At 60.6% G+C, this 19102-nt stretch carries 25 protein-coding genes, 1 other RNA gene and 1 riboswitch; of the genes, 20 read left to right on the forward strand and 6 right to left on the reverse strand.

Annotation, left to right across the window (positions count from 1 at the left end):
- The first annotated feature begins 104 nt into the window (after nt 1–104).
- The 4 genes from LC094_RS01360 to LC094_RS01375 all read left to right on the forward strand — a co-directional run bounded on the left by LC094_RS01360 (nt 105) and on the right by LC094_RS01375 (nt 1852).
- The gene (locus tag LC094_RS01360; protein ID WP_226549459.1) at nt 105–419 is read left to right on the forward strand and encodes a hypothetical protein; all 315 of its coding nucleotides are present in this window, start codon (nt 105–107) and stop codon (nt 417–419) included.
- Between the two features lie 129 nt (nt 420–548).
- Nucleotides 549–1115, forward strand: coding sequence for an RNA polymerase sigma factor (locus LC094_RS01365; protein ID WP_226549462.1), 567 nt, complete (start codon nt 549–551; stop codon nt 1113–1115).
- Nucleotides 1116–1121: 6 nt separating this feature from the next.
- Entirely contained in the window at nt 1122–1442 is a 321-nt protein-coding gene (locus LC094_RS01370) for a hypothetical protein (protein ID WP_226549465.1), read from the forward strand.
- Nucleotides 1442–1852, forward strand: coding sequence for a periplasmic heavy metal sensor (locus LC094_RS01375; protein WP_226549468.1), 411 nt, complete (start codon nt 1442–1444; stop codon nt 1850–1852). The genes LC094_RS01370 and LC094_RS01375 overlap by 1 nt, the downstream gene beginning before the upstream one ends.
- A 3-nt stretch (nt 1853–1855) precedes the next feature.
- On the opposite strand, the gene LC094_RS01380 is transcribed toward LC094_RS01375, so the two are convergent.
- Complete coding sequence (locus LC094_RS01380) at nt 1856–2560, reverse strand: metal-dependent hydrolase (RefSeq protein WP_226549470.1); 705 nt, start codon at nt 2558–2560, stop codon at nt 1856–1858.
- 52 nt (nt 2561–2612) lie between these two features.
- On the opposite strand from LC094_RS01380, the gene LC094_RS01385 reads away from it, so the two are divergent.
- The 8 genes from LC094_RS01385 to LC094_RS01420 all read left to right on the forward strand — a co-directional run bounded on the left by LC094_RS01385 (nt 2613) and on the right by LC094_RS01420 (nt 8301).
- Nucleotides 2613–3251, forward strand: coding sequence for a ceramidase domain-containing protein (locus LC094_RS01385; RefSeq protein WP_226549473.1), 639 nt, complete (start codon nt 2613–2615; stop codon nt 3249–3251).
- Nucleotides 3252–3333: 82 nt separating this feature from the next.
- The gene (locus LC094_RS01390; protein WP_226549476.1) at nt 3334–3708 is read left to right on the forward strand and encodes a hypothetical protein; all 375 of its coding nucleotides are present in this window, start codon (nt 3334–3336) and stop codon (nt 3706–3708) included.
- Nucleotides 3709–3821: 113 nt separating this feature from the next.
- Nucleotides 3822–4109 carry an Asp-tRNA(Asn)/Glu-tRNA(Gln) amidotransferase subunit GatC gene (gene gatC, locus LC094_RS01395; RefSeq protein ID WP_226549478.1) on the forward strand — a complete coding sequence of 96 codons (288 nt, stop codon included), beginning with the start codon at nt 3822–3824 and terminating at the stop codon, nt 4107–4109.
- Nucleotides 4109–5596: an Asp-tRNA(Asn)/Glu-tRNA(Gln) amidotransferase subunit GatA gene (gene gatA, locus LC094_RS01400; RefSeq protein ID WP_219783705.1), complete on the forward strand. Its 1488-nt coding sequence runs from the start codon at nt 4109–4111 to the stop codon at nt 5594–5596. The genes gatC and gatA overlap by 1 nt, the downstream gene beginning before the upstream one ends.
- A gap of 39 nt (nt 5597–5635) precedes the next feature.
- The gene (locus LC094_RS01405; RefSeq protein WP_226549482.1) at nt 5636–6307 is read left to right on the forward strand and encodes a hypothetical protein; all 672 of its coding nucleotides are present in this window, start codon (nt 5636–5638) and stop codon (nt 6305–6307) included.
- 1 nt (nt 6308) lies between these two features.
- Complete coding sequence (locus LC094_RS01410; RefSeq protein WP_226549484.1) at nt 6309–7007, forward strand: N-acetylmuramoyl-L-alanine amidase; 699 nt, start codon at nt 6309–6311, stop codon at nt 7005–7007.
- A gap of 13 nt (nt 7008–7020) precedes the next feature.
- Nucleotides 7021–7431: RNase P RNA component class A (gene rnpB / locus LC094_RS01415), an RNA gene on the forward strand.
- 159 nt (nt 7432–7590) lie between these two features.
- Nucleotides 7591–8301: a DUF533 domain-containing protein gene (locus LC094_RS01420; RefSeq protein WP_226549487.1), complete on the forward strand. Its 711-nt coding sequence runs from the start codon at nt 7591–7593 to the stop codon at nt 8299–8301.
- Between the two features lie 123 nt (nt 8302–8424).
- Here LC094_RS01420 and LC094_RS01425 read toward each other — a convergent pair whose 3' ends face one another.
- Nucleotides 8425–9309 carry a DMT family transporter gene (locus tag LC094_RS01425; protein WP_226549489.1) on the reverse strand — a complete coding sequence of 295 codons (885 nt, stop codon included), beginning with the start codon at nt 9307–9309 and terminating at the stop codon, nt 8425–8427.
- Nucleotides 9310–9376: 67 nt separating this feature from the next.
- A riboswitch (FMN riboswitch) is annotated at nt 9377–9543 on the reverse strand.
- A 230-nt stretch (nt 9544–9773) separates the two neighbouring features.
- Between LC094_RS01425 and rpmG the strand changes: the two genes are divergently transcribed.
- Entirely contained in the window at nt 9774–9941 is a 168-nt protein-coding gene (gene rpmG, locus LC094_RS01430; RefSeq protein ID WP_009572866.1) for a 50S ribosomal protein L33, read from the forward strand.
- A 121-nt stretch (nt 9942–10062) separates the two neighbouring features.
- Nucleotides 10063–10683 carry a GNAT family N-acetyltransferase gene (locus tag LC094_RS01435; protein ID WP_226549491.1) on the forward strand — a complete coding sequence of 207 codons (621 nt, stop codon included), beginning with the start codon at nt 10063–10065 and terminating at the stop codon, nt 10681–10683.
- Between the two features lie 116 nt (nt 10684–10799).
- On the opposite strand, the gene LC094_RS01440 is transcribed toward LC094_RS01435, so the two are convergent.
- From LC094_RS01440 to LC094_RS01450, 3 genes are all read right to left on the reverse strand, one after another.
- Nucleotides 10800–11225 (reverse strand): EamA family transporter, encoded by a 426-nt coding sequence (locus LC094_RS01440; protein WP_226549493.1) that lies wholly within the window; start codon nt 11223–11225, stop codon nt 10800–10802.
- Nucleotides 11226–11315: 90 nt separating this feature from the next.
- Nucleotides 11316–12086 (reverse strand): Bax inhibitor-1/YccA family protein, encoded by a 771-nt coding sequence (locus tag LC094_RS01445; protein WP_226549495.1) that lies wholly within the window; start codon nt 12084–12086, stop codon nt 11316–11318.
- A 262-nt stretch (nt 12087–12348) separates the two neighbouring features.
- On the reverse strand, nt 12349–12582 hold the full coding sequence (locus tag LC094_RS01450) for a DUF1127 domain-containing protein (RefSeq protein WP_226549497.1): 234 nt from the start codon (nt 12580–12582) through the stop codon (nt 12349–12351).
- A gap of 123 nt (nt 12583–12705) precedes the next feature.
- On the opposite strand from LC094_RS01450, the gene LC094_RS01455 reads away from it, so the two are divergent.
- Nucleotides 12706–13584: a LysR family transcriptional regulator gene (locus LC094_RS01455; RefSeq protein WP_226549499.1), complete on the forward strand. Its 879-nt coding sequence runs from the start codon at nt 12706–12708 to the stop codon at nt 13582–13584.
- Nucleotides 13585–13749: 165 nt separating this feature from the next.
- Here LC094_RS01455 and LC094_RS01460 read toward each other — a convergent pair whose 3' ends face one another.
- Complete coding sequence (locus LC094_RS01460; RefSeq protein WP_404814961.1) at nt 13750–14709, reverse strand: NADPH:quinone oxidoreductase family protein; 960 nt, start codon at nt 14707–14709, stop codon at nt 13750–13752.
- A 440-nt stretch (nt 14710–15149) separates the two neighbouring features.
- Here LC094_RS01460 and LC094_RS01465 point away from each other — a divergent pair, with 440 nt between their 5' ends.
- From LC094_RS01465 to LC094_RS01485, 5 genes are all read left to right on the forward strand, one after another.
- The gene (locus LC094_RS01465; protein ID WP_226549503.1) at nt 15150–15533 is read left to right on the forward strand and encodes a helix-turn-helix domain-containing protein; all 384 of its coding nucleotides are present in this window, start codon (nt 15150–15152) and stop codon (nt 15531–15533) included.
- 227 nt (nt 15534–15760) lie between these two features.
- Entirely contained in the window at nt 15761–16570 is an 810-nt protein-coding gene (locus tag LC094_RS01470) for an inositol monophosphatase family protein (protein WP_226549505.1), read from the forward strand.
- A 22-nt stretch (nt 16571–16592) separates the two neighbouring features.
- Entirely contained in the window at nt 16593–17951 is a 1359-nt protein-coding gene (locus LC094_RS01475; RefSeq protein ID WP_226549508.1) for an 8-oxoguanine deaminase, read from the forward strand.
- A 43-nt stretch (nt 17952–17994) separates the two neighbouring features.
- A complete protein-coding gene (locus LC094_RS01480; protein ID WP_226549511.1) occupies nt 17995–18492 on the forward strand; it encodes a CAP domain-containing protein in 498 nt (165 codons plus the stop codon).
- Nucleotides 18493–18603: 111 nt separating this feature from the next.
- A complete protein-coding gene (locus LC094_RS01485; RefSeq protein ID WP_226549514.1) occupies nt 18604–19101 on the forward strand; it encodes a CAP domain-containing protein in 498 nt (165 codons plus the stop codon).
- Nucleotide 19102 lies beyond the last annotated feature (1 nt).

The following is a 19102-nucleotide window of genomic DNA, read 5'->3' on the forward strand; positions in this document are numbered from 1 at the left end:
ACGTCTCAAGATCACACTTGAAAGCCGGATCTTGTTCCCTCGATCACCCCGAGACAGCGGATCAATAGACATGGCCAAATGGCCGAAACCAAAGGAGTTTAACGATGAAAACTGTGACCAAATCCCTCTGCGCCCTCTCCCTGATCGTGCCGCTCATGGCCGCCACGCCGGGTTTTGCCCGTGGCCTGACCGTGACCACGAACAACGGCGGCGAAGTGTCGAAAGAACACACCTGCATTCAGGGCAACCAGATCGTGAGCTGTGAATCGGTGACCACCGGCACCACGGCCTCCGGCGAAAGCGTTTCGCGCGGTGTGGTGCGCACGACCGACGGCAACGGCACCGATGTCACCGCGACGGTGACTGGCCCCGCAGGCGGCTCCGGCTCCCGCGAGCGTGGCCTCAACGTATCCCGCTAACGCGGGGTCTGGCCCGGATCGCCATTTCCATCCCCCCCGTGATCCGGGCCAACATTTTAACGCGTAACCTTTGTGTTTCATGGTACCTCTGTTGACATCTTATCGCCTCTCTCAACCGGAGCCGCAGTTATGACTGCTCATCAGCCTCCCACGCAGGCAGATGCAAAAGCCGTAATGGCAGCGCTGGCCCGGGGCGAGCGCGCGGCCTTGGCGCGGTTGATTGCGATGTACGGCCCGGGCATCCGGCGCTATGCCGCGCAATCGCTGACGGTGGCCTCGGAGGCGGAAGATGTCGCACAGGAGGTGTTCTTGCGGGCCTGGCGCCATGCGGAACGCTACGATCCGTCCAAGGGCGCCGTGTCGTCCTGGCTCTACAGGATCGCGGTCAATCTGTGCATTGATCACAACAGGCGGGGGGGCTTTCGGCGGTTTGTCGGGATCGACAGCATGCCGGAGCCGGAAGACGATACGCCGGGGGCGGAGGTGGAATACGGCGCGCGTCAGAGATTGGCGCAGACCCAGGCCGTGATCCGCACATTGCCGACCCGGCAGAAACAGGCGATCCTGCTCAAGGCCGCAGGGGAGCTTTCGGGGGCGGAGATCGCGATGGCGCTCGGCACGAGCGAGGGGGCGGTGGAACAATTGCTGGTGCGCGCTCGAGCGACGCTCAGGGCCCGGCTGGAACTGGAGGAGTGATTCACCATGTCGGATCATGACAACACGACGAAGGCGAGTGATGCGGAATTCGACCGCGCGCTCTCTGCACTTTTTGCCCACCCCGAGGATGAGGATGTCGCGGAACTGTCCCGCGCGGTCCTGAGCCAGACCGTCACCGTGAACCGAACGCGCCATGAGGTTCAGGGCGATGTGCTCTCCGAACCCTTGCCCTGGGCTTTGGGCTTTGGCGGGCTGATGGCGATTGGCGTGGCGCTGGGCTATGTCCTCTCGTCCAGTGCGATCGGCGACGGGTTTCTTGCCTGGTTTGCCTTTGGCGATCTCTTGTCCGTGATGGGGGGCTTCTGATGTCTCATGCACACCGACCCCATCGCGTCTCGAAGGGGCGCATCGCCTTAATCGGCGTTCTGGCCGTTTCTCTTTTGGGCAATGCCGTTGCTTTGGGCGCCGTCTGGCGGTTCCAACAGGTGCGCGTCACCTTGATGGGCGACGAATCCGGACCGCCGCCTGCCTTCCCTGGAGACATCCGCCGCGAGTTGCGGGCGCATTTTCAGGACAATCGCGACAGCCTTTCTCCGCAGGTGCGTGCCGTCCTCGCCGCCCGCCGCGACGTGGTCGAAACCGGCACCGCCACGCCGTTTGACAAGGCCGCGACAGAGGCCGCAATGGAAGAGTTCCGACGCGCGCTGGACGAGGCTGTGCGTGAGGCGCAGGGGCTTGTCCTCGATGTTCTCGAAGCGCGCGCGTCGGAACAGTAGAGCTTAGATTTCAATCGGTTTCAGCACCTCGGGCACCTTCACCACGCCGTCTTTCAGCGCATAGACAAGCTCATCGCAGCTCTGCGCCAGAAGCGGGAAGGTGCCCCAGTGGCACGGGATCACCGTTTTGAAATCAAAGAACTTTTGACACACATAGGCGGCGCGTTTCATATCCATCGTGTAATGCCCGCCCGCGCACAACAGCCCGATGTCGGGTTGGTGCAGATCGGCAAACCATTCCATATCGGCCATGATATCGGTGTCGCCGGAAACATAGATCGTGTGGCCCTCGCCAGAGATCATAAAGCCCGCCGGATCGCCCGCATATTGCGGTGCGCCGTCTTTGAAATCAATCGACGACGAGTGCACGGCGTTGACCATGGTGACGGTGACCGCATCGTCGCCTTCGCCCAAAGTGATCGTGCCGCCCTTGCCAAATCCCGTGACCTGTGCGCCCTCTTTGCCGAGGATGATCGACAGCTCATGGATGCAATAGATCATCGCATCCGTGCCTTGCGCGACGGGCAGGGTGGTCGAGGCATGATCGCCATGGCCATGGGTGAGGAAAATCGCGGTCGCGCCCTCCGTCGCCTCCGCTTCACGGCCCTCGGGAAACGCCGGATTGCCCTCCAGCCACGGGTCGATCAGCAAGACCTGATCTGCAATTTCGATGCGAAAACCGGAGTGGCCCAGCCATGTGATTTTCATGAAAAACTCCCTATGTTGTGTGAGTAACCTAACACGGGAATGTCACACGTCCATGTTGACCGAGCAAATTGACGCCTATTGCGAACGCACGGATTTCACATTCTGGTCGGAACCGGTCAATGCGCTGACAAATGCGGCGTTTTTGATCGCCGCTTTGGTGATTTGGCCACGGGCGAAGGCCTATCCAATGTCGCGCGCTTTGGCGGTCGTGCTTTTCGTGATCGGCCTCGGCTCCTTCGCCTTTCACACCACGGCGACGCGGTGGGGGGCGATGGCGGACAGTTTGCCGATCCTGTTGTTCATCCTGCTCTATATTTTCGCGGCGACACGGGATTTCTTTGGTCTTGAGACATGGAAACCCGTCCTCGTGACGCTTCTGTTCTTTCCCTACGCCGCCGCCACCGTACCGCTTTTCTCGAACCTCGGTCTCGGCAGCTCGGCGGCCTATGCGCCCGTGCCGATGCTCATTTTCATCTACGCGATCCTCCTGCGACACCGCGCCCCTCAAACTGCTCGCGGTTTGGCCATAGGCGCGCTGATCCTCTGCCTCTCCATCGTGATGCGCTGGCTCGATGAGCCGATCTGCGCGGGCCTCCCCTTGGGCACGCATTTTCTCTGGCACATCCTTAACGCGCTGATGTTGGGCTGGATGATTGGCATCTATGCGACCCACCGAAGGGGGCAGCGCTAGGGCTGTGCGCTGCATAAGTGTTGCGAGGCTCCCAGAGACTTGCCATGTTGATGACGATTGAAGTGTATTGAGTAGGGTTAAGATGTCTTTAGAAACGCCGCGTTGGTCATGGATGCGCAGACGCCCCTCAATCCTCGAGTTGATCTATGGAATCGTGATCGCGCATTTGGTTGTGATCGTTGTGGTTTTTGCGCTCTCCGGCGACGGTGGAAGTCACGCCAGCACAGTGAGCGAAGAGGTATCTCTCATTCTGCTTCTCGCCGCGATGCCGTTTCTCACCCTCGGGCAAAAGGCAGTCACGGCGCTCTCCTTGGCGGGCATGCTGGCCATGGCCCTCGCCACCTATATGGCGTTTCGCCATGTGCCGGGGCCGATGTTGCGATTTGTCGTTGCTGCGCTCCTCTGTGGGTGGCTTGTCTTCGGGAGGTTCATCACCTCTTACGCGGGAATGTCTTGAGAAAATCTGCAAAAGCTTTGCTTATATCTCGTCGTCACGCGTCAAACCCGCCTTGAAGACAGCGTGGTCAGGCGCTAAAGCCTCATGTGACCAAGATTACGGAGCATTGCCCCATGTCCATCGACATTGATACCGCCCGCCGGGTGGCCAAGCTCGCCCGCATCCGCGTCGAGGAAGACGCGCTTCCGGCGCTGGCCTCGGAATTCAACGCTGTGCTCGGCTTTATCGAGCAACTCTCCGAAGTGGATGTCGAAGGTGTTGAGCCGATGACCTCGGTGACGCCGCAGCGTCTCAAGCGCCGCCAAGACGGTGTGACGGATGGCAATATGCAGGAGAAAATCCTGAAAAATGCGCCCGACGCGCGCGAGGGCTTCTTTGCAGTGCCGAAGGTGGTGGAATAATGTCTGATCTCAATAAACTCACGCTCTCTGCCGCCCGTGACGGTCTGCGCGCCAAGGAATTTACCTCCGCCGATCTGACCGAGGCCTGTCTCACCGAGATCGAAGGCGCCGGTGCGCTCAATGCTTTCGTGCACAACACGCCCGAGATCGCCCGTGAACAAGCCAAAGCCGCCGACGCGCGTCTGGCCGCAGGCGATGCGCCTGCCATGTGCGGCCTGCCGATCGGGATCAAGGATCTCTTTGCCACCAAAGGCGTGCCGACCCAGGCGGCTTCGGCGATCCTCGAAGGCTTCAAACCCGAATACGAGTCGACCATCACCTCGAAGCTGTTTGACGCAGGCGCGGTCATGCTGGGCAAGCTCAACATGGACGAATTTGCCATGGGCTCCTCGAACGAGACCTCGACCTATGGCAACGCGGTCAACCCGTGGCGCCGGGGCAATGAAGAGACCCCGCTGACGCCGGGTGGCTCCTCGGGCGGCTCCTCTGCGGCCGTTTCTGCCGATCTTTGCTTGGCGGCGACCGGCACCGACACAGGCGGCTCGATCCGCCAGCCTGCCGCGTTTACCGGCATCGTCGGCATCAAACCTACCTACGGGCGGTGTTCGCGCTGGGGTGTTGTGGCCTTTGCCTCGTCTTTGGACCAAGCCGGTCCGATGACCAAATCCGTGCGCGATGCGGCGATCATGTTGGAGGCCATGTGCGGTCACGACATGAAAGACAGCACCTCCGCCGATCTGCCCGTGCCGAATTTCGAGGCGCTTTTGACCGGCGACATTCGCGGCAAGAAAATCGGCATCCCGAAAGAATATCGCCTCGACGGCACGCCGGACGAGATCGTCAAACTTTGGGACGATGGCGCCGCGATGCTCAAGGACGCCGGTGCCGAGATCGTCGATATTTCCCTGCCGCACACCAAATACGCGCTGCCGACCTATTACGTCATCGCGCCGGCTGAGGCCTCTTCGAACCTCGCGCGGTATGACGGCGTGCGCTACGGCCACCGTGCGACGCTCGCGGCGGGCGAGGGCATCAACGACATGTACGAGAAAACCCGCGCCGAAGGCTTTGGCAAAGAGGTTCAACGTCGTGTCATGGTCGGCACCTATGTGCTCTCGGCTGGCTTCTACGACGCCTATTACAACAAGGCGCGCAAGGTCCGCACGCTGATCAAAAAGGACTTCGAGGACGCTTTCGCCGCTGGTGTCGATGCGATCCTGACGCCCGCGACACCGTCCCCGGCCTTTGGTCTGGGCGAAGTGTCCGACTCTGACCCGATCCAGATGTATCTGAACGACGTTTTCACCGTGACCGTGAACCTCGCGGGTCTGCCGGGTATTTCCGTACCCACGGGCGTGTCGGCCACCGGCCTGCCGCTCGGGCTTCAGCTTATCGGCAAACCTTGGGAAGAGGGCGATCTGCTGAATATCGCGCATTCGCTCGAGGGGGCCGCAGGCTTTGTTTCCAAGCCTGAAAAATGGTGGTAAGAGGCGGTCTAATTCGCCTCTTTTGGAGCTTTTGCCCCCATGCGCCTGACTGTTGCTCTGATCTCTTTGGCGGCTCTTGCCGCCTGTGAAACCCCGGTTCCCAATAGCGGCGCCGGGGTCGGTTTCGGCTCTTATGCCGATTATCAGGCCAACCGCGAGGCGCAGTTGATTGCGGGCGGAGAAGGCAGCGGGGCAGGGCGCACAGCCTCCAGCCTCGACACTCAAGCGATCTCCGCCGAGGCCTCTGCCGCCATCGACGCCGCAGAGGCAGGAAGTGCTGCGCCCACGGGCCCGGCGCCCTCCGCCGTCACCAATGCGGTCGGCATCTCGTCCGAGAATGACTTCTCGGCCGTGTCTTCTGAGCGCTCGATCGAAGAGGACGCCGCCCTCGTCGCCGCCAACAAAGAAGCCTATGTGACGATCCAGCCGACGGCCCTTCCGTCGCGCCCGAATTCGGATGCGGGCATCATTGTGGAATTCGCGCTTTCGACCACCAACAGCGTCGGTCAGGCGCTTTATTCCCGTCTGATCCCCGGTGCCGAATCGCGCGCCGCGCGCAATTGTGCGAAATACCCGTCCCCCGATCTGGCGCAGGAATATTTCCTCAAAAACGGCGGGCCTGAAAAGAACCCGCAGGGCCTCGATCCCGATGGCGATGGCTTCGCCTGTAGCTGGGACCCCGCGCCCTTCCGTCTGGCCGCCAAACGCTAAGATGCCCTCTAAGCTTGTGATCCAAGAGCACCCGTCGCCGAATTTCGGCGAACGGCGCGACGGCGCGCGGCCTGACTTGTTGGTGATCCACTACACGGCCATGGCGACGGCCGAGGCGGCTTTGGAGCGGCTGTGTTCATCCGAGCATGAGGTCTCCGCGCATTACCTGATTTGTGAGCAAGGGCAGGTGTTCCGCCTCGTCGATGAAGAGATGCGCGCTTGGCATGCCGGTGTGGGGCAATGGGGCGATGTGACGGATGTGAATTCGCGCTCCGTCGGGATTGAATTGGCGAACCCGGGGACAACGCCCTTTGCCGCCGCGCAGATGGCGGCTTTGGAGGCGCTTCTGGCGGATATTCTGGCCCGCCACGCGATCCCGCCGGAGCGCGTCATCGGCCATTCCGACATGGCGCCAGAGCGCAAGATCGATCCCGGTCCTCGGTTTGACTGGAAAAGACTGGCTTTGCAGGGTTTGTCTGTATTTCCGAAAGAAATGGAGGGCATCGAACCCGATGAGGTTCGATTTGTGCAAGATTTGCAGGCCTTCGGATACCCGGAAACGCCGCTTGAGGCACTCTTGCCTGCCTTCCGAAGCCGTTTTCGCCCACGTCATCACGGCCCCCTCGATGGTCTCGATATGACACTGGCGCGCGATCTCGCCACCCGCTTTCCCATTGACCACGGCAAGCTGACCGCCTAAGTCGCACATCGACGCGGATGGCCGGATAACCGCCGCTTCTCTCGAGGTTCGCTTTGGGGGGAGGGGAGGAAAGTCCGGACTCCCTTGAGCAACGGTGCCGGGTAACGCCCGGCGGGGGCAACCCCAGGGACAGCGCCACAGAGAAGAGACGGCCTTCTATACGGAGGTCATGGTGAAACGGTGGGGTAAGAGCCCACCGCGCGAGCGGCAACGTGAGCGGCACGGCAAGCCCCACCGGGAGCAATGCCAAATAGGGGTTCTACGCGGGGTCTGTTGTGCGCAAGCATACCGCCCGCAAGGTCGCTCAAGCCTGAGAACCCGGGTTGGCAGCTTGAGCCGTCTGGTAACAGCCGGCCTAGAGGAATGGTTATCCACGGCGGGTTTCCCGCTGAGACAGAATCCGGCTTACAGGCTGTCCGCGTCGTATGTCAGGGGCTTTTGAGGGCTCTGCCCTCTTGGCCGCTCCGCGCCCAATTCACCCGGGATATTTAGCGACAAAAGAAGGCGGATTTTGCCCGGTTGGCAGATGGAATTTTTCATCGCACTATGGGGCAAGTTGTTTTGAGAAAAGGGAGAGCCCCCAATGAGTTTCGTGAAGACATTGACAACCTTGGCGATCGGCTTTGCTGCGGCCAAAGGCGTTGAGAAGATGAAGAAAATGGGGGGTATGGACGGGGTGCGCGAAGCGATGCGCCAGTCCGGCGCCCCTGGCGGCATGGCCGATCAGATGGGCCAGATGGCGGAGAAATTCGGCTTTCCCGGTGGATCAGAAGCCGTGCGCGACATGATGGGCAAGTTTGGCAATCAGGCCGCGGATATGTCCGAGGCGACCGAAGCGGGGCTTGGCTCGCTGTTCTCTGCTATGTCGGGGGCTGCGGCCACGGGCGCAACGTCGATGTCGGACATGTTTGCCTCCGTGACGGCGGGGACGCCTGTGGGGGCGGCCGCAGAAGAGAATGCGAAACTGATGATCCGCTCGATGATCATGGCGGCGAAGGCCGATGGCGTGATCGACGCCGAAGAGCGCACGAAAATCCTCGATCAACTGGGCGATGCCTCCGAGGAAGAGATCGCCTTTGTGCAGGCCGAACTGGATGCGCCGGTCGATCCGATGGCGCTGGCCAAGGACGCGGGGACGTCCGCGGGCGCGCAGGTTTATGCGGCGGCTTTGATGGCGATTTCGGTGGATACCGAGGCGGAAAAGACCTTTCTCACAGGGCTGGCGCAATCCTTGATGCTGGACCCGGCAAAGCAGGCAGAGATTCATCAGTCGATGGGCAAGCCAGTCATTTGATGTCTTCATGCGAGATTGCTTTGCAATCCGCTCCAGACGGGGCGGCCTGACCGGGCGACAGTCGTCGCCTTCTCGTACAGACCTTTCAAGTGGAAGGGCGGTCTTGGAGCCGCCCTTTTTTGTTTATGCAGGCTGTGCGGCGCGGCTTTCCTGGCGCAGCAAGTAGAAGGATGCGGCGAGGATCATAATCGATCCGATCCACATCGAACCGGGCGGCACAAAGCCAAAGGCCAAGACGCCAAAGCCCACGTTAAGCGGCAGTTTCAGGTGATCGAAGGGCTGCAAATAGGCGGCATCGGCGACCGCATAAGCCTTGGCGATGGCATATTGCGCCAAGGCGGTCAGGAGCCCCGCCGCGACGAGAATGAGCGCTGTGAGGCCGCCACCCAGGGCGATGCCGTCTCCTAATGCGAGGCCGAAGTTCACGGGGCTGAGCATCAAGAGCAGGTAGACGGTGAGGCTCTCTGGTGTTTCAGAGCGGGTCAGGCGTTTGGTCAGCAAAGAGGTGAGCGCCCAGAAGGCGGCGGCGCCGACGGGATAGAGCACGAAGAGCGAAAAGCTTTCGGACCAGGGCGCGAGGATGATCATGCCGCCCGCGAAACCGACCGTGACGGCGATCCAGCGCTCGGGCGTGGCGGCCTCATCCAGGAACAGATTGGCGCCCAGCGTCACAAAGAAGGGCGAGAGCATGATGAGCGCAATCGCCTGCCAGATCGGCACATGGGCGAGGCCCGCGATCCAGAGCTGGACCCCGATGACGGCGGCGGCGACGCGCAGAAGGTGGAGCATCAGGTTGTGGGTCTTCATCGCGCGCAGGCCCTCGCGGACCACCCAAGGGAGCGAGAACAGCAAGGCGATGAAATATTGCCAAAACGCCATGCGCGCGGAGGGCACATGGAGCATCATGGTGGCATATTGGGTCAAAAGGTTGATGACGGCAAAGAGCACACCGGCCACGATCATCAAAAGGGCACCGGCGCGGGCCGGACCAAGGGAAGTGAGAGTCATGTGTCGTCCTTTCTCCACACATAACTCAAGGCACGAGGGCAGGGCGCACGCGGTGAGGCGACGACCTGTCTTCTCTCTTTCATCCGGACTATGACCGTCGGCTCCGGGATCGCACCGGATCTGCTGTCCAAGCGTATCCGAGGAGGATGCGCGAGCGCTCGCGGGCTGATAGGAGGCTTGAATAGGCCCCTAAACACCGCCGGTGGGGAATTTCACCCCGCCCTGAGAGGTTACACGACCGATTTGGTCGCAGGATCGATTTAGGCGTCGTGCAAAAGGGACGCAAGCCATAGCAGGCGCAGAACCTCTGTGCGTCAGGAAACTCCGCGCTTGTGACTGTTTTCTGTCGATACCCCATTGACTCAGGGGCCGAAGTCCTTAAAAGGCAGGCTTCAAGGATTCCACGGGCTGGCGCTCGAACACAACTGTGCCCCCGTTGCACGCGATAATTGGAGTAATGAAAAATGGCGAAGCCGACGACGATCAAAATCCGTCTCAACTCGACCGCGGACACGGGCCACTTCTACGTGACCAAAAAGAATGCCCGCACCATGACCGAAAAGATGGTCGTAAAGAAATACGACCCGGTTGCGCGTAAGCACGTCGAGTACAAAGAAGGCAAAATCAAGTAAGCCCTTCCGACATACCAAGATGCAAAAACCGCGCAACCCGAGAGGGAAGCGCGGTTTTTCTTTGCCAGCTTCTCTCGCCAGCGGACCAGAATTCCAACCCGTCCAACATGAGGAGAGAGAGATGTTCGGATGTTTCGATGATGATTTGAGAGAGCCGGAGCGGCCAGACAGCTCCTGCTCGTTGCCCAGTAGCCTGAGCGAGGCTCTGGCGGTGCGCGCGCAGGAGATTCGCAAGAGCGTGCCGTTCACCGTTCGCGTCGCCATGCCGGCCGATACCGCGGAGATCGACACGCTCTTTCGTGCCTCCTACGGTCAGCTTCTCAAACAACACTACCCGGCCGCCATTCTCGACGCCGCCTTGCCTGCGCTTTTGCATACGGCGCCACGCTTGCTCAATTCCGGCACATTCTTTGTCGCCGAAAGCGGCGGGGGCGAGATCATCGCCGCAGGTGGTTGGACGCAGGCCACGCCCTTTGGCGGTGTCGGTCCGCGTGAGATCGGCCATATGCGCCGGGTCGCGGTGCACCCGGATCATGTCCGGCGCGGTGTGGGGTCGGTTCTGCTTGGCCATATCCTCGAAAATGCGACGCTGACGGGGGTGGAGCGGATGTGTTCGCTGTCGACCCTGACGGCGCGGGCGTTTTATGAGGCGCATGGGTTTGAGGCGTCAGGCGATGTGGATCTGGCGCTGAAACCCGGTGTCTACCTGCCCGCGATCCAGATGGCCCGCGACTTGGTCTGACACGTTAAAGCGTTTCTCAAAAAACTTGAGGCACTCAATTTTGAGAAACGCAGCACTATCAATTCAGTGTGGCACCGTTTTTCGCTCAATCTGATTCAGATTAAACGAAAAACGCTTTAGGCAATCGCCATAATCACGGCGCCGGCTGAAATCAGGCCGACGCCGACCCAGCCGAGCAGGCTGAGGCTTTCCCCAAGCACAAGGGCGGCCAGCACGGCCACGAAGACCACGGAGAGCTTGTCCACGGGCGCGACCTGTGCGGCTTTGCCGATCTGGAGCGCGCGGAAGTAACAGAGCCAGGACGCGCCGGTCATCAGCCCCGAGAGCACCAGAAACCCCGCGCCTTTGGCGCTGATCTTGGACAGCGGCTCAATGTCGCCCAGCGACCATGCAAAGAGACCGGAGGCGACAAAGACCACGCCGGTGCGCAGGAAGGTCGCGAAATTCGAATTGATTTCCGAGATGCCGAGCTTTGCTGTGATGGCGGTCAGAGCGGCGAAAACTGCGGAGAGCAAAGCCCAGAATTGCCAGTTGTCTGTCATGTAACTGTCCTGAATCCATGAAAAAAGGGCCGGTCGTTACCGGCCCTTTGTCAGTCTGTCAGGCGATCCTTTGAGGATCAATCCCGCTTCTTAATCCCGGTTGCCCAAGAATTGCAGCAGGAACATGAACAGGTTGATGAAATCGAGGTAGAGGTTCAGCGCCCCCATGATCGCGGATTTCGCCAGCCATTCCCCGTCCATCGCATGGGCGTGGGAGATGTAGTCGGTTTTGATCTTTTGCGTGTCGTAGGCGGTGAGGCCTGCGAAGATCAGCACACCGATCGCGGAGATCGCGAACTCAAGACCGGAGGACTTGAGGAAGATGTTGACGATCGACGCGAGGATCAGGCCGATCACCCCCATGATCAGGAAAGACCCCCAGCCGGAGATGTCTTTCTTGGTGGTGTAGCCCCAGAGCGACAGACCCGCGAAGGCCGCGGAGGTCACGAGGAAAGTCTGCGCGATGGAGGCGCCGGTGAACACGAGGAAGATCGAGCTCAAGGACAGGCCCATCAGAGCGGCGTAGACATAGAAATAGGTCTGGGTCGCGGCAGCCGAGAGGCGGGACACGATGGCGCCAAAGCCAAAGACCATGGCGAGCGGTGCGAACATGATCACCCATTTGAGCGGCGACACGTAAAGCGCGTAGCCGAGGCTCGTCAGGTATTCATTGGCGCCGATCTGATATTCGGTCGGGGTGGCGCTCACGGCGAGGTTGGACAGAGCCCAAGCGGCCAAAGCGGTCACCAGAAGACCCACGGACATCGTGCCGTAGACCTTGTTCATATGGGCGCGAAGGCCGGCGTCGATCTCAGCCGAGCGTGCGCCGACACCAGCGTTGATCGTTCTGTAGTCAGCCATTTTCTATCTGTCTCCTGTGCGTAAAAATGCGTGTTCTCCGCCGCTTGCGGAGATATCTCTCCCGATATTGGCAGTCCTGCCCCGGATTTCAAGCCATGTCAGAGCGGAAAACGCATTGTTTTCGACAGATTTTTGAGGGGGCTTTATGGGAATTGAGGGCAAAAAGTGACCGCGATACCAAGGGCATCGCGGTCGGGGGACCTCGGAAGGCAACTCTGCGACGATCCGACCGGGTCAGTCTGTCGCAGGCTTAATATGTGGCTCAGCGCATCCAGTTGCGCGGGGCATCCCAAATCGGGCGCTGGGATTCCTTGAGCGCTTGTTCGCGGGTCAGGCCGATGTCCTTGAGGATCGCATCGTCAAGGCTTGCCAGTGCGCGGCGCTGTTTCGAGAGAGCGAAGAGGCTGCGCAGGCGTCCGAAGACGGAACGAGAGGGGCGGTCACAGGCGGCGCCGCGCGCGCCTGCGGAAGTCGGTGCAAAAATCGACGAAGACATCGGCGTTCCTTTCTGTTTCGTTGTGGGTGCCGTTGGTGTAATCATTTTTCTTGATGACTTATCGTCCATCCTGGAAGATAAGTGAAATGAATGATTGTTTGAATTTGCATCAAGGATGTTGATGTGGCTAGAAACCTCGACCTGACCGCCCTGCGCTCTTTCGTCACCGTGGCCGACACCGGCGGGGTGACGCGTGCGGCGGGCGCGCTCAACCTGACGCAATCCGCCGTCTCGATGCAGCTCAAGCGCCTCGAAGAGAGCCTGGACACACGGCTTTTGGACCGAAGCGCCCGCAAAATCGCCCTGACGGCAGCGGGCGAACAGCTTTTGTCCTACGCGCGGCGGATGCTGGAGCTGAACGACGAGGTCTATAGCCGTTTGACCGCGACGGAATATGAAGGCGAGATTGTGCTGGGCGTGCCGCATGACATCGTCTACCCGTCGATCCCGCTGGTGCTACAACATTTCCATGCCGATTATCCGCGTATGCGGGTGAATCTGTTGTCGTCCTTCACCGTGCAGCTCAAGGAGAAATTCGCGCGCGGTGAATGCGATGTGATCCTGACCACCGAGGACGATCTGGATGCAGGTGGCGAGACGCTGGTCGAGCTGCCGCTCGTGTGGATCGGAGCACCCAATGGCGTGGCCTGGCGTCAACGCCCGCTACGGCTAGCCTTTGAGCATCGCTGCATCTTTCGCAAAGGTGTTCAGGAGGCGCTGGATAAGGCAGGCATCCCTTGGGAAGTTTCCATCGAAAGCGACCAGACCCGCACCATCGAGGCCTCTGTCTCCGCCGATCTGGCGGTGCATGTGATGCTCGAAGACACGGCGCCGCCCTATTCGCAGCCGATCCAACACGGCGGCGCCCTGCCGGAACTCGCTTCGAAAAAGATCAACCTCTATTGCTCGGACATGATGACTGGGGAGGCGGCGGAGCGTCTGCGTGAGTTGCTACGTCAATCCTATCGGAGCCACAGGGGGTCACGTTTGGCGGCGCAGTAGGGGCTGAGTGAGGGCGGAGAGGGCCCGCATAGAGGGCGTTGGCCATAAGGGTGTGTTGGGCCGTGGGTCTGCACGGAAACATCTGAACGATGTGCTATTTTCCAAATCCGAAAAGGATGAGATCGTTGTGCGAGGATTGCCTCTTTGATCGCACCACGTCGGCACTTAAGGCTCCAGCACCACTTTCCCCGTCGCCTTCCGCGAGCGCAAAAGCTCCAGCCCCTCGTCGAACCGCTCCAAAGGCAGGTGATGCGAGATATGCGGTTTGATCCGGCCCTCGGCGGCCCAGTTGAACAACTGCTTGAGGGACGCGCGCAGAGGCGCGGGGTTAAAGCCGAGGTAGCTGCCCCAATAAAACCCGATGGCGGTGATGTTTTTCACCAGCATGTGGTTGGGCTTCATCTTTGGCAGATCGCCGCCGGCAAAGCCGATCAAAAGGATGCGCCCGTCGGGGTTGGTCGCGCGAAAGCAGGCCTCGTACAAAGGTTCGCCTACGGCCTCATAAACCACATCCGCGCCGCCAAGAGCCTTGATCTGTTCGCGGATGTCCGGCGCGCTGGCGTCGATCAGATGATCGGCACCGGCAGCCTTGGCGATGGCCAGTTTTTCGGCGCCGCGCGCAATCGCGATCACTTCGGCGCCCATCAGCTTGCCGATTTCCACGGCCGTGAGACCCACGCCACCGGCCGCGCCCGTCACAACCAGACGTTCGCCCGGTTGCAGTCGGGCTTTGTATTCCAAAGCCATATGCGAGGTGCCATAAGCGATCTGAAGGGCTGCGGCGTCGGCATAGCCCAAAACCTCAGGGATCGGAAGGCAGCGGTCGGCGGGGAAATTGCCTGCATCGGCCAGACCGCCCTGACCGGCATAGACCGCCACGCGCTGCCCAAGAGTAAGCCCCGTGACATCCGCCCCCAAAGCGGTGACGTCGCCCGCCAGTTCCAGCCCCAATGTGAAAGGCGGCTCCGGCGTGTCCTGATATTTGCCCGTGCACATCAGCGTGTCCGCGAAGTTGAGCGCGCTGGCGCGGATCGCGACGCGAACCTCCTGCGGTCCGGGCGGTGGCAGAACGATGTGCTCAAGGGCAGGGGCGCGATCAAACCCAGCGACGCGGCAGGCGCGGATGGTGGGAGAAGGCGGTGCGTCGGCGATAGGTGTCTTGCTCATGGTAAGGTTTTGGCGACTTGCGGGCGCTCTGTCCATGTGAAATCCCATGTGCGGCGCGTGATCGCGGCAAAATCGACGTCTCAAAGCGAGTCGTTTCGAGGCCTCGAAAGAGATGAAAACTGTCTTTTAGTATGTGTGGTAAGGTGTATACAATTCGCAAAATGCAAAAAGTGATCAAAAAACACGCGTGGGTTTAGCGCTTATATTGATGCCAAATGGCAGTGCTCACCATATTATTACGAATTAAGGCTCTGTTTACACGATGAAATACAATGTCTTATCGGCATTTTGTCAAATCCTATCGAAAAAGACAGGTTGAGAGATCAAGCCGAGAGATAGAAATGTGCTATACACGCATAGGTTATTGCGCGCAGAACGATTACGAAGGAGCGGTCAGAATGAAACACCCCGTGGACGTCCACGTTGGCAAGCGGATCCGCCATCGCCGTTGGATGGTTGGCATGACACAACAGCAGCTTGCTGAGAAAGTCGGGATCAAATTCCAACAGATCCAGAAATACGAAACGGGGATGAACCGGGTGTCTGCGTCTCGCCTTTGGGATATCGCTGAAGCACTGGCTGTGCCGGTCGCCTTCTTCTTCGAAGGTATGGAAACGCCGATGCCGTCTCAGGTTGTGGCAGAGTCGAATGAGGCCAACGTGCCCGCCGACATCCTCGCCGACAAGGAAGCCCTCGAACTCGTGCGCTCCTACTACGCGATCCCTGAAAATCAGCGTCGCCGCCTGTTTGAACTGGCGCGTGTTCTCTCCGACGTGGCCTGAGGTCAAATCGGCCGAACGCCTGGTCCAGGTTGCGCCTGACGATATACGACCCCCGCGTTTCGACGTCGGGGTCGTTTCTTTGTGGGCGCGTGCTTTTTGAGCACTGCCGATCTTGCAGGGCGATGTGGTCCGCGCAGGCCGGCCCCGTTCTTGATCTGTCCTTGACCTGTCCTTGACCCGCACCTCCGGACGCGCTACCCGCGAAGGCACAGCCCACAGGAGTTCCCATGTCCACGACCGGCCTTTCCCCGCAAGACCACGCCTCGATCATCGCCACCGCCGAGGCCGCCGCAGAGGCCGCGCGCGAGATCACCCTGCGGTATTTTCGCGGCACGGCGCTCGACACCACGTCCAAACTTGATGCGGGTTTCGATCCGGTGACGGTGGCGGATCGCGGATCGGAACAGGCGATGCGGGCGGTGATCGAAAAGATGCGGCCCGAGGATGCCATCTTAGGCGAAGAATTCCCGATGAAACCCGGCACATCCGGTCTCACCTGGGTGCTCGACCCCATCGATGGCACGCGCGGGTTTATCTCCGGCACGCCGACCTGGGGCGTGCTGATCGCGGTGCGGGACGCGGACAGCGTGCTCTACGGTGTGATCGACCAGCCTTACATTGGCGAACGCTTCGTGGGCGGGCTGGGCACGGCCACTCTCACCGGGCCGCATGGCACCCGCGATCTGGGCGTGCGTCAGGGCGTTTCTCTGGAAGACTCAGTGATCTTTTCGACCTTCCCCGAAGTGGGCAGCGAGACCGAAGGCCAAGCCTTCCAAGACCTCGCCGCGCGCTGCAAACTCACCCGCTATGGCATGGATTGCTACGCCTATGCGCTTTTGGCCGCCGGTCAGATCGATCTCGTGGTCGAGGCCGGGTTGCAGAGCTACGACATCCTCGCCCCCATCGCGGTGATCGAGGCGGCGGGTGGCATTGTCACCGATTGGCAGGGCGGGCCTGTTTTGGACGGTGGGCGTGTTTTGGCGGCGGCCAGCAAAGAGTTGCATCAGGCGGCTTTGGCGGTACTCTCGGGGTATTGACGCCGCCTTCGGAGGTAAGCCCATGCACCGTTGTTTCCTGATCCGCAATGCCGATGTCATCCTGACGATGGATGACACGGCGAAAAAGGGGGAATGGCAGGAGATCAAAGGCGGTGACATTCTGGTCCGCGACGGGGTGATCGAAGCGGTCGGCAAGGGGCTTTACGACGACGACGCACAGATCATCGACGCCGAGGGCTGTCTCGTCACGCCGGGCCTCGTCAACACCCATCACCACCTCTATCAAACGCTGACCCGCGCCGTGCCCGAGGCGCAGGATGCGCTCTTGTTCGGCTGGCTCAAAACGCTCTATCCGATCTGGTCGAAATTCGGCCCCGAACATATGCGTGTTTCCGCGATGGTGGGACTTGCGGAGCTGGCGCTGTCGGGCTGTTCGACCACTTCGGACCACCTCTATCTCTACCCCAACGGCGCGCGGCTCGATGACACGATCGAGGCGGCGCAGGCCATCGGGATGCGGCTTCACGCGACGCGTGGGTCCATGTCCATCGGCGAAAGCGCGGGCGGTCTGCCGCCGGACAGTCTGGTCGAACGCGAAGCGGATATTTTGAGCGATTGCATCCGGGTGATCGACACCTTCCACGACCCGAACCCCGGCGCGATGATCCGTGTGGGCGTTGCGCCCTGTTCGCCCTTTTCCGTCTCGCGTGAGTTGATGCGCGACAGCGCCATTCTGGCCCGCGACAAGGGCGTGATGATGCACACCCATCTGGCCGAGAACGATGAAGACATCTCCTATTCCCTCGACAAATTCGGCATGCGGCCGGGGCAATATGCCGAGGAGCTGGGCTGGGTGGGCCCCGATGTCTGGCATGCCCATTGTGTGAAACTCGACGTGTCGGAAGTGGAGTTGTTCGCCAAGACAGGCACCGGCGTGGCGCATTGCCCCTGTTCGAACTGTCGTCTTGGATCGGGTGTGGCGCCGGTGCGCGGCATGCGAGATGCGGGGGTGAAAGTTGGGCTTGGCGTCGATGGCTCGGCCTCGAACGACAGCGGCAATCTGATCCTCGAGGCCCGCACCGCGATGCTGTTGCAACGCGTGACTTATGGCGCCGACAAGATGAGCCCGCGTGAGATGCTTTGGATCGCGACACGCGGCGGGGCGGAGGTGCTGGGCCGCCATGACATCGGCATTTTGGCGCCCGGCAAACGCGCGGACATCGCCGTATGGGACATGGCGGATGTCGAAGCCGCCGGAAGCTGGGATCCGGCGGCCTTGTTGCTGGCGGGGCCGATGATGGTGAAAGACCTGTTTGTCGAGGGCCGTCATGTTGTGGCCGACAGCTGGGTGACGACGATGGATGTGCCGTCGGTGGTGCGGCATCAAACGCGTTTGGCGCAGGGGCTTATGGACGGCTGAGCGCATTCCGAATTGAAGGAAACTGCAATCGAGTGGGGAAAATATGAAGACGACATTTTGGGCAATTATGCCGATGATCTTGCTGGCGGCCTGTGGCCCGGAAACCGGCGCAGGTTTTGGCGAGCTGACACCCGTCACTACGGCGGCCACTGCGGCGCCTTCCGCCATGGAGGAAGAGGCGCAGATCATGGCGATGATCAACGCCGAACGGTCGAAACGGGGGCTGGTCGCACTGAGCTATAATGCGCAACTGGCAAAGGCTGCGGAGCGGCATGCCAATGACATGGCGGCAAAGAATTACTTTTCACACACCAGCAAAAATGGCGCCCAAGTCGGCGATCGCGTGCGCGCGGTAGGCTATTGCTACGGCTACCTGTCGGAAAATATCTCCGGCGGCTACCCGACCGCGCAACAGGCGGTTCTGGGCTGGATGAAATCCGACGGACATCGCAAAAACATTCTGTCTTCGCAGGTCAATGAGATCGGCATCGGCACTGGCGCTGGCGGTATGCGTGTGGCGGTCTTTGCACGCGGCTGCTGAAGATCGTTAAAATCCGCCGGGAGTGTCACATGACCGGGCGGGATCTGCCGTGATCTCGCCCGAAAATCGTCCATTTGACGGCGCAAAACAGGGCAACCACAGGAGGCCCTTATGACAATTTTGCGCGCACTTATGATGACGCTGGTGGTTGGGATCGGCGCAGGCGCGGCCCAGGCCGCCGATGTGCGCCCCTTGCCGAAAGCGACGATTTCGGTGGCGGTGAGCAATCCACAGACGACAACACAGGATTTGCTGACCGCGATGAATGCAGAGCGGCGCGCGAAAGGCCTGCGCAAGTTGCGGCTTGATCCGGCGCTGTCAAAGGCGGCTCAGGCCCATGTTAACGACATGATGCGACGCCAGTATTTCGCGCATATCTCGCCCGAAGGCGCCCGCCCGATCCACCGCGCGGCGAAACAGGGCTACAAAGGTTGCCTTGTGGCCGAAAACCTGTCCTGCAGCTGGAAATCCGTCGAACTCGCCATGGCGGGCTGGATGAAATCCGACGGCCACAGCGCCAATCTTTTGAACCGCGAGATGCGGGACGTGGGCATCGGCATCGGGCCAAACAATTTGTTTGTGGCGGTCTTTGCCAAGCCCTGTCGGTGAA

It is taken from the genome of Celeribacter naphthalenivorans, assembly GCF_020524585.1.
Classification (GTDB): Bacteria; Pseudomonadota; Alphaproteobacteria; order Rhodobacterales; family Rhodobacteraceae; genus Celeribacter; species Celeribacter naphthalenivorans.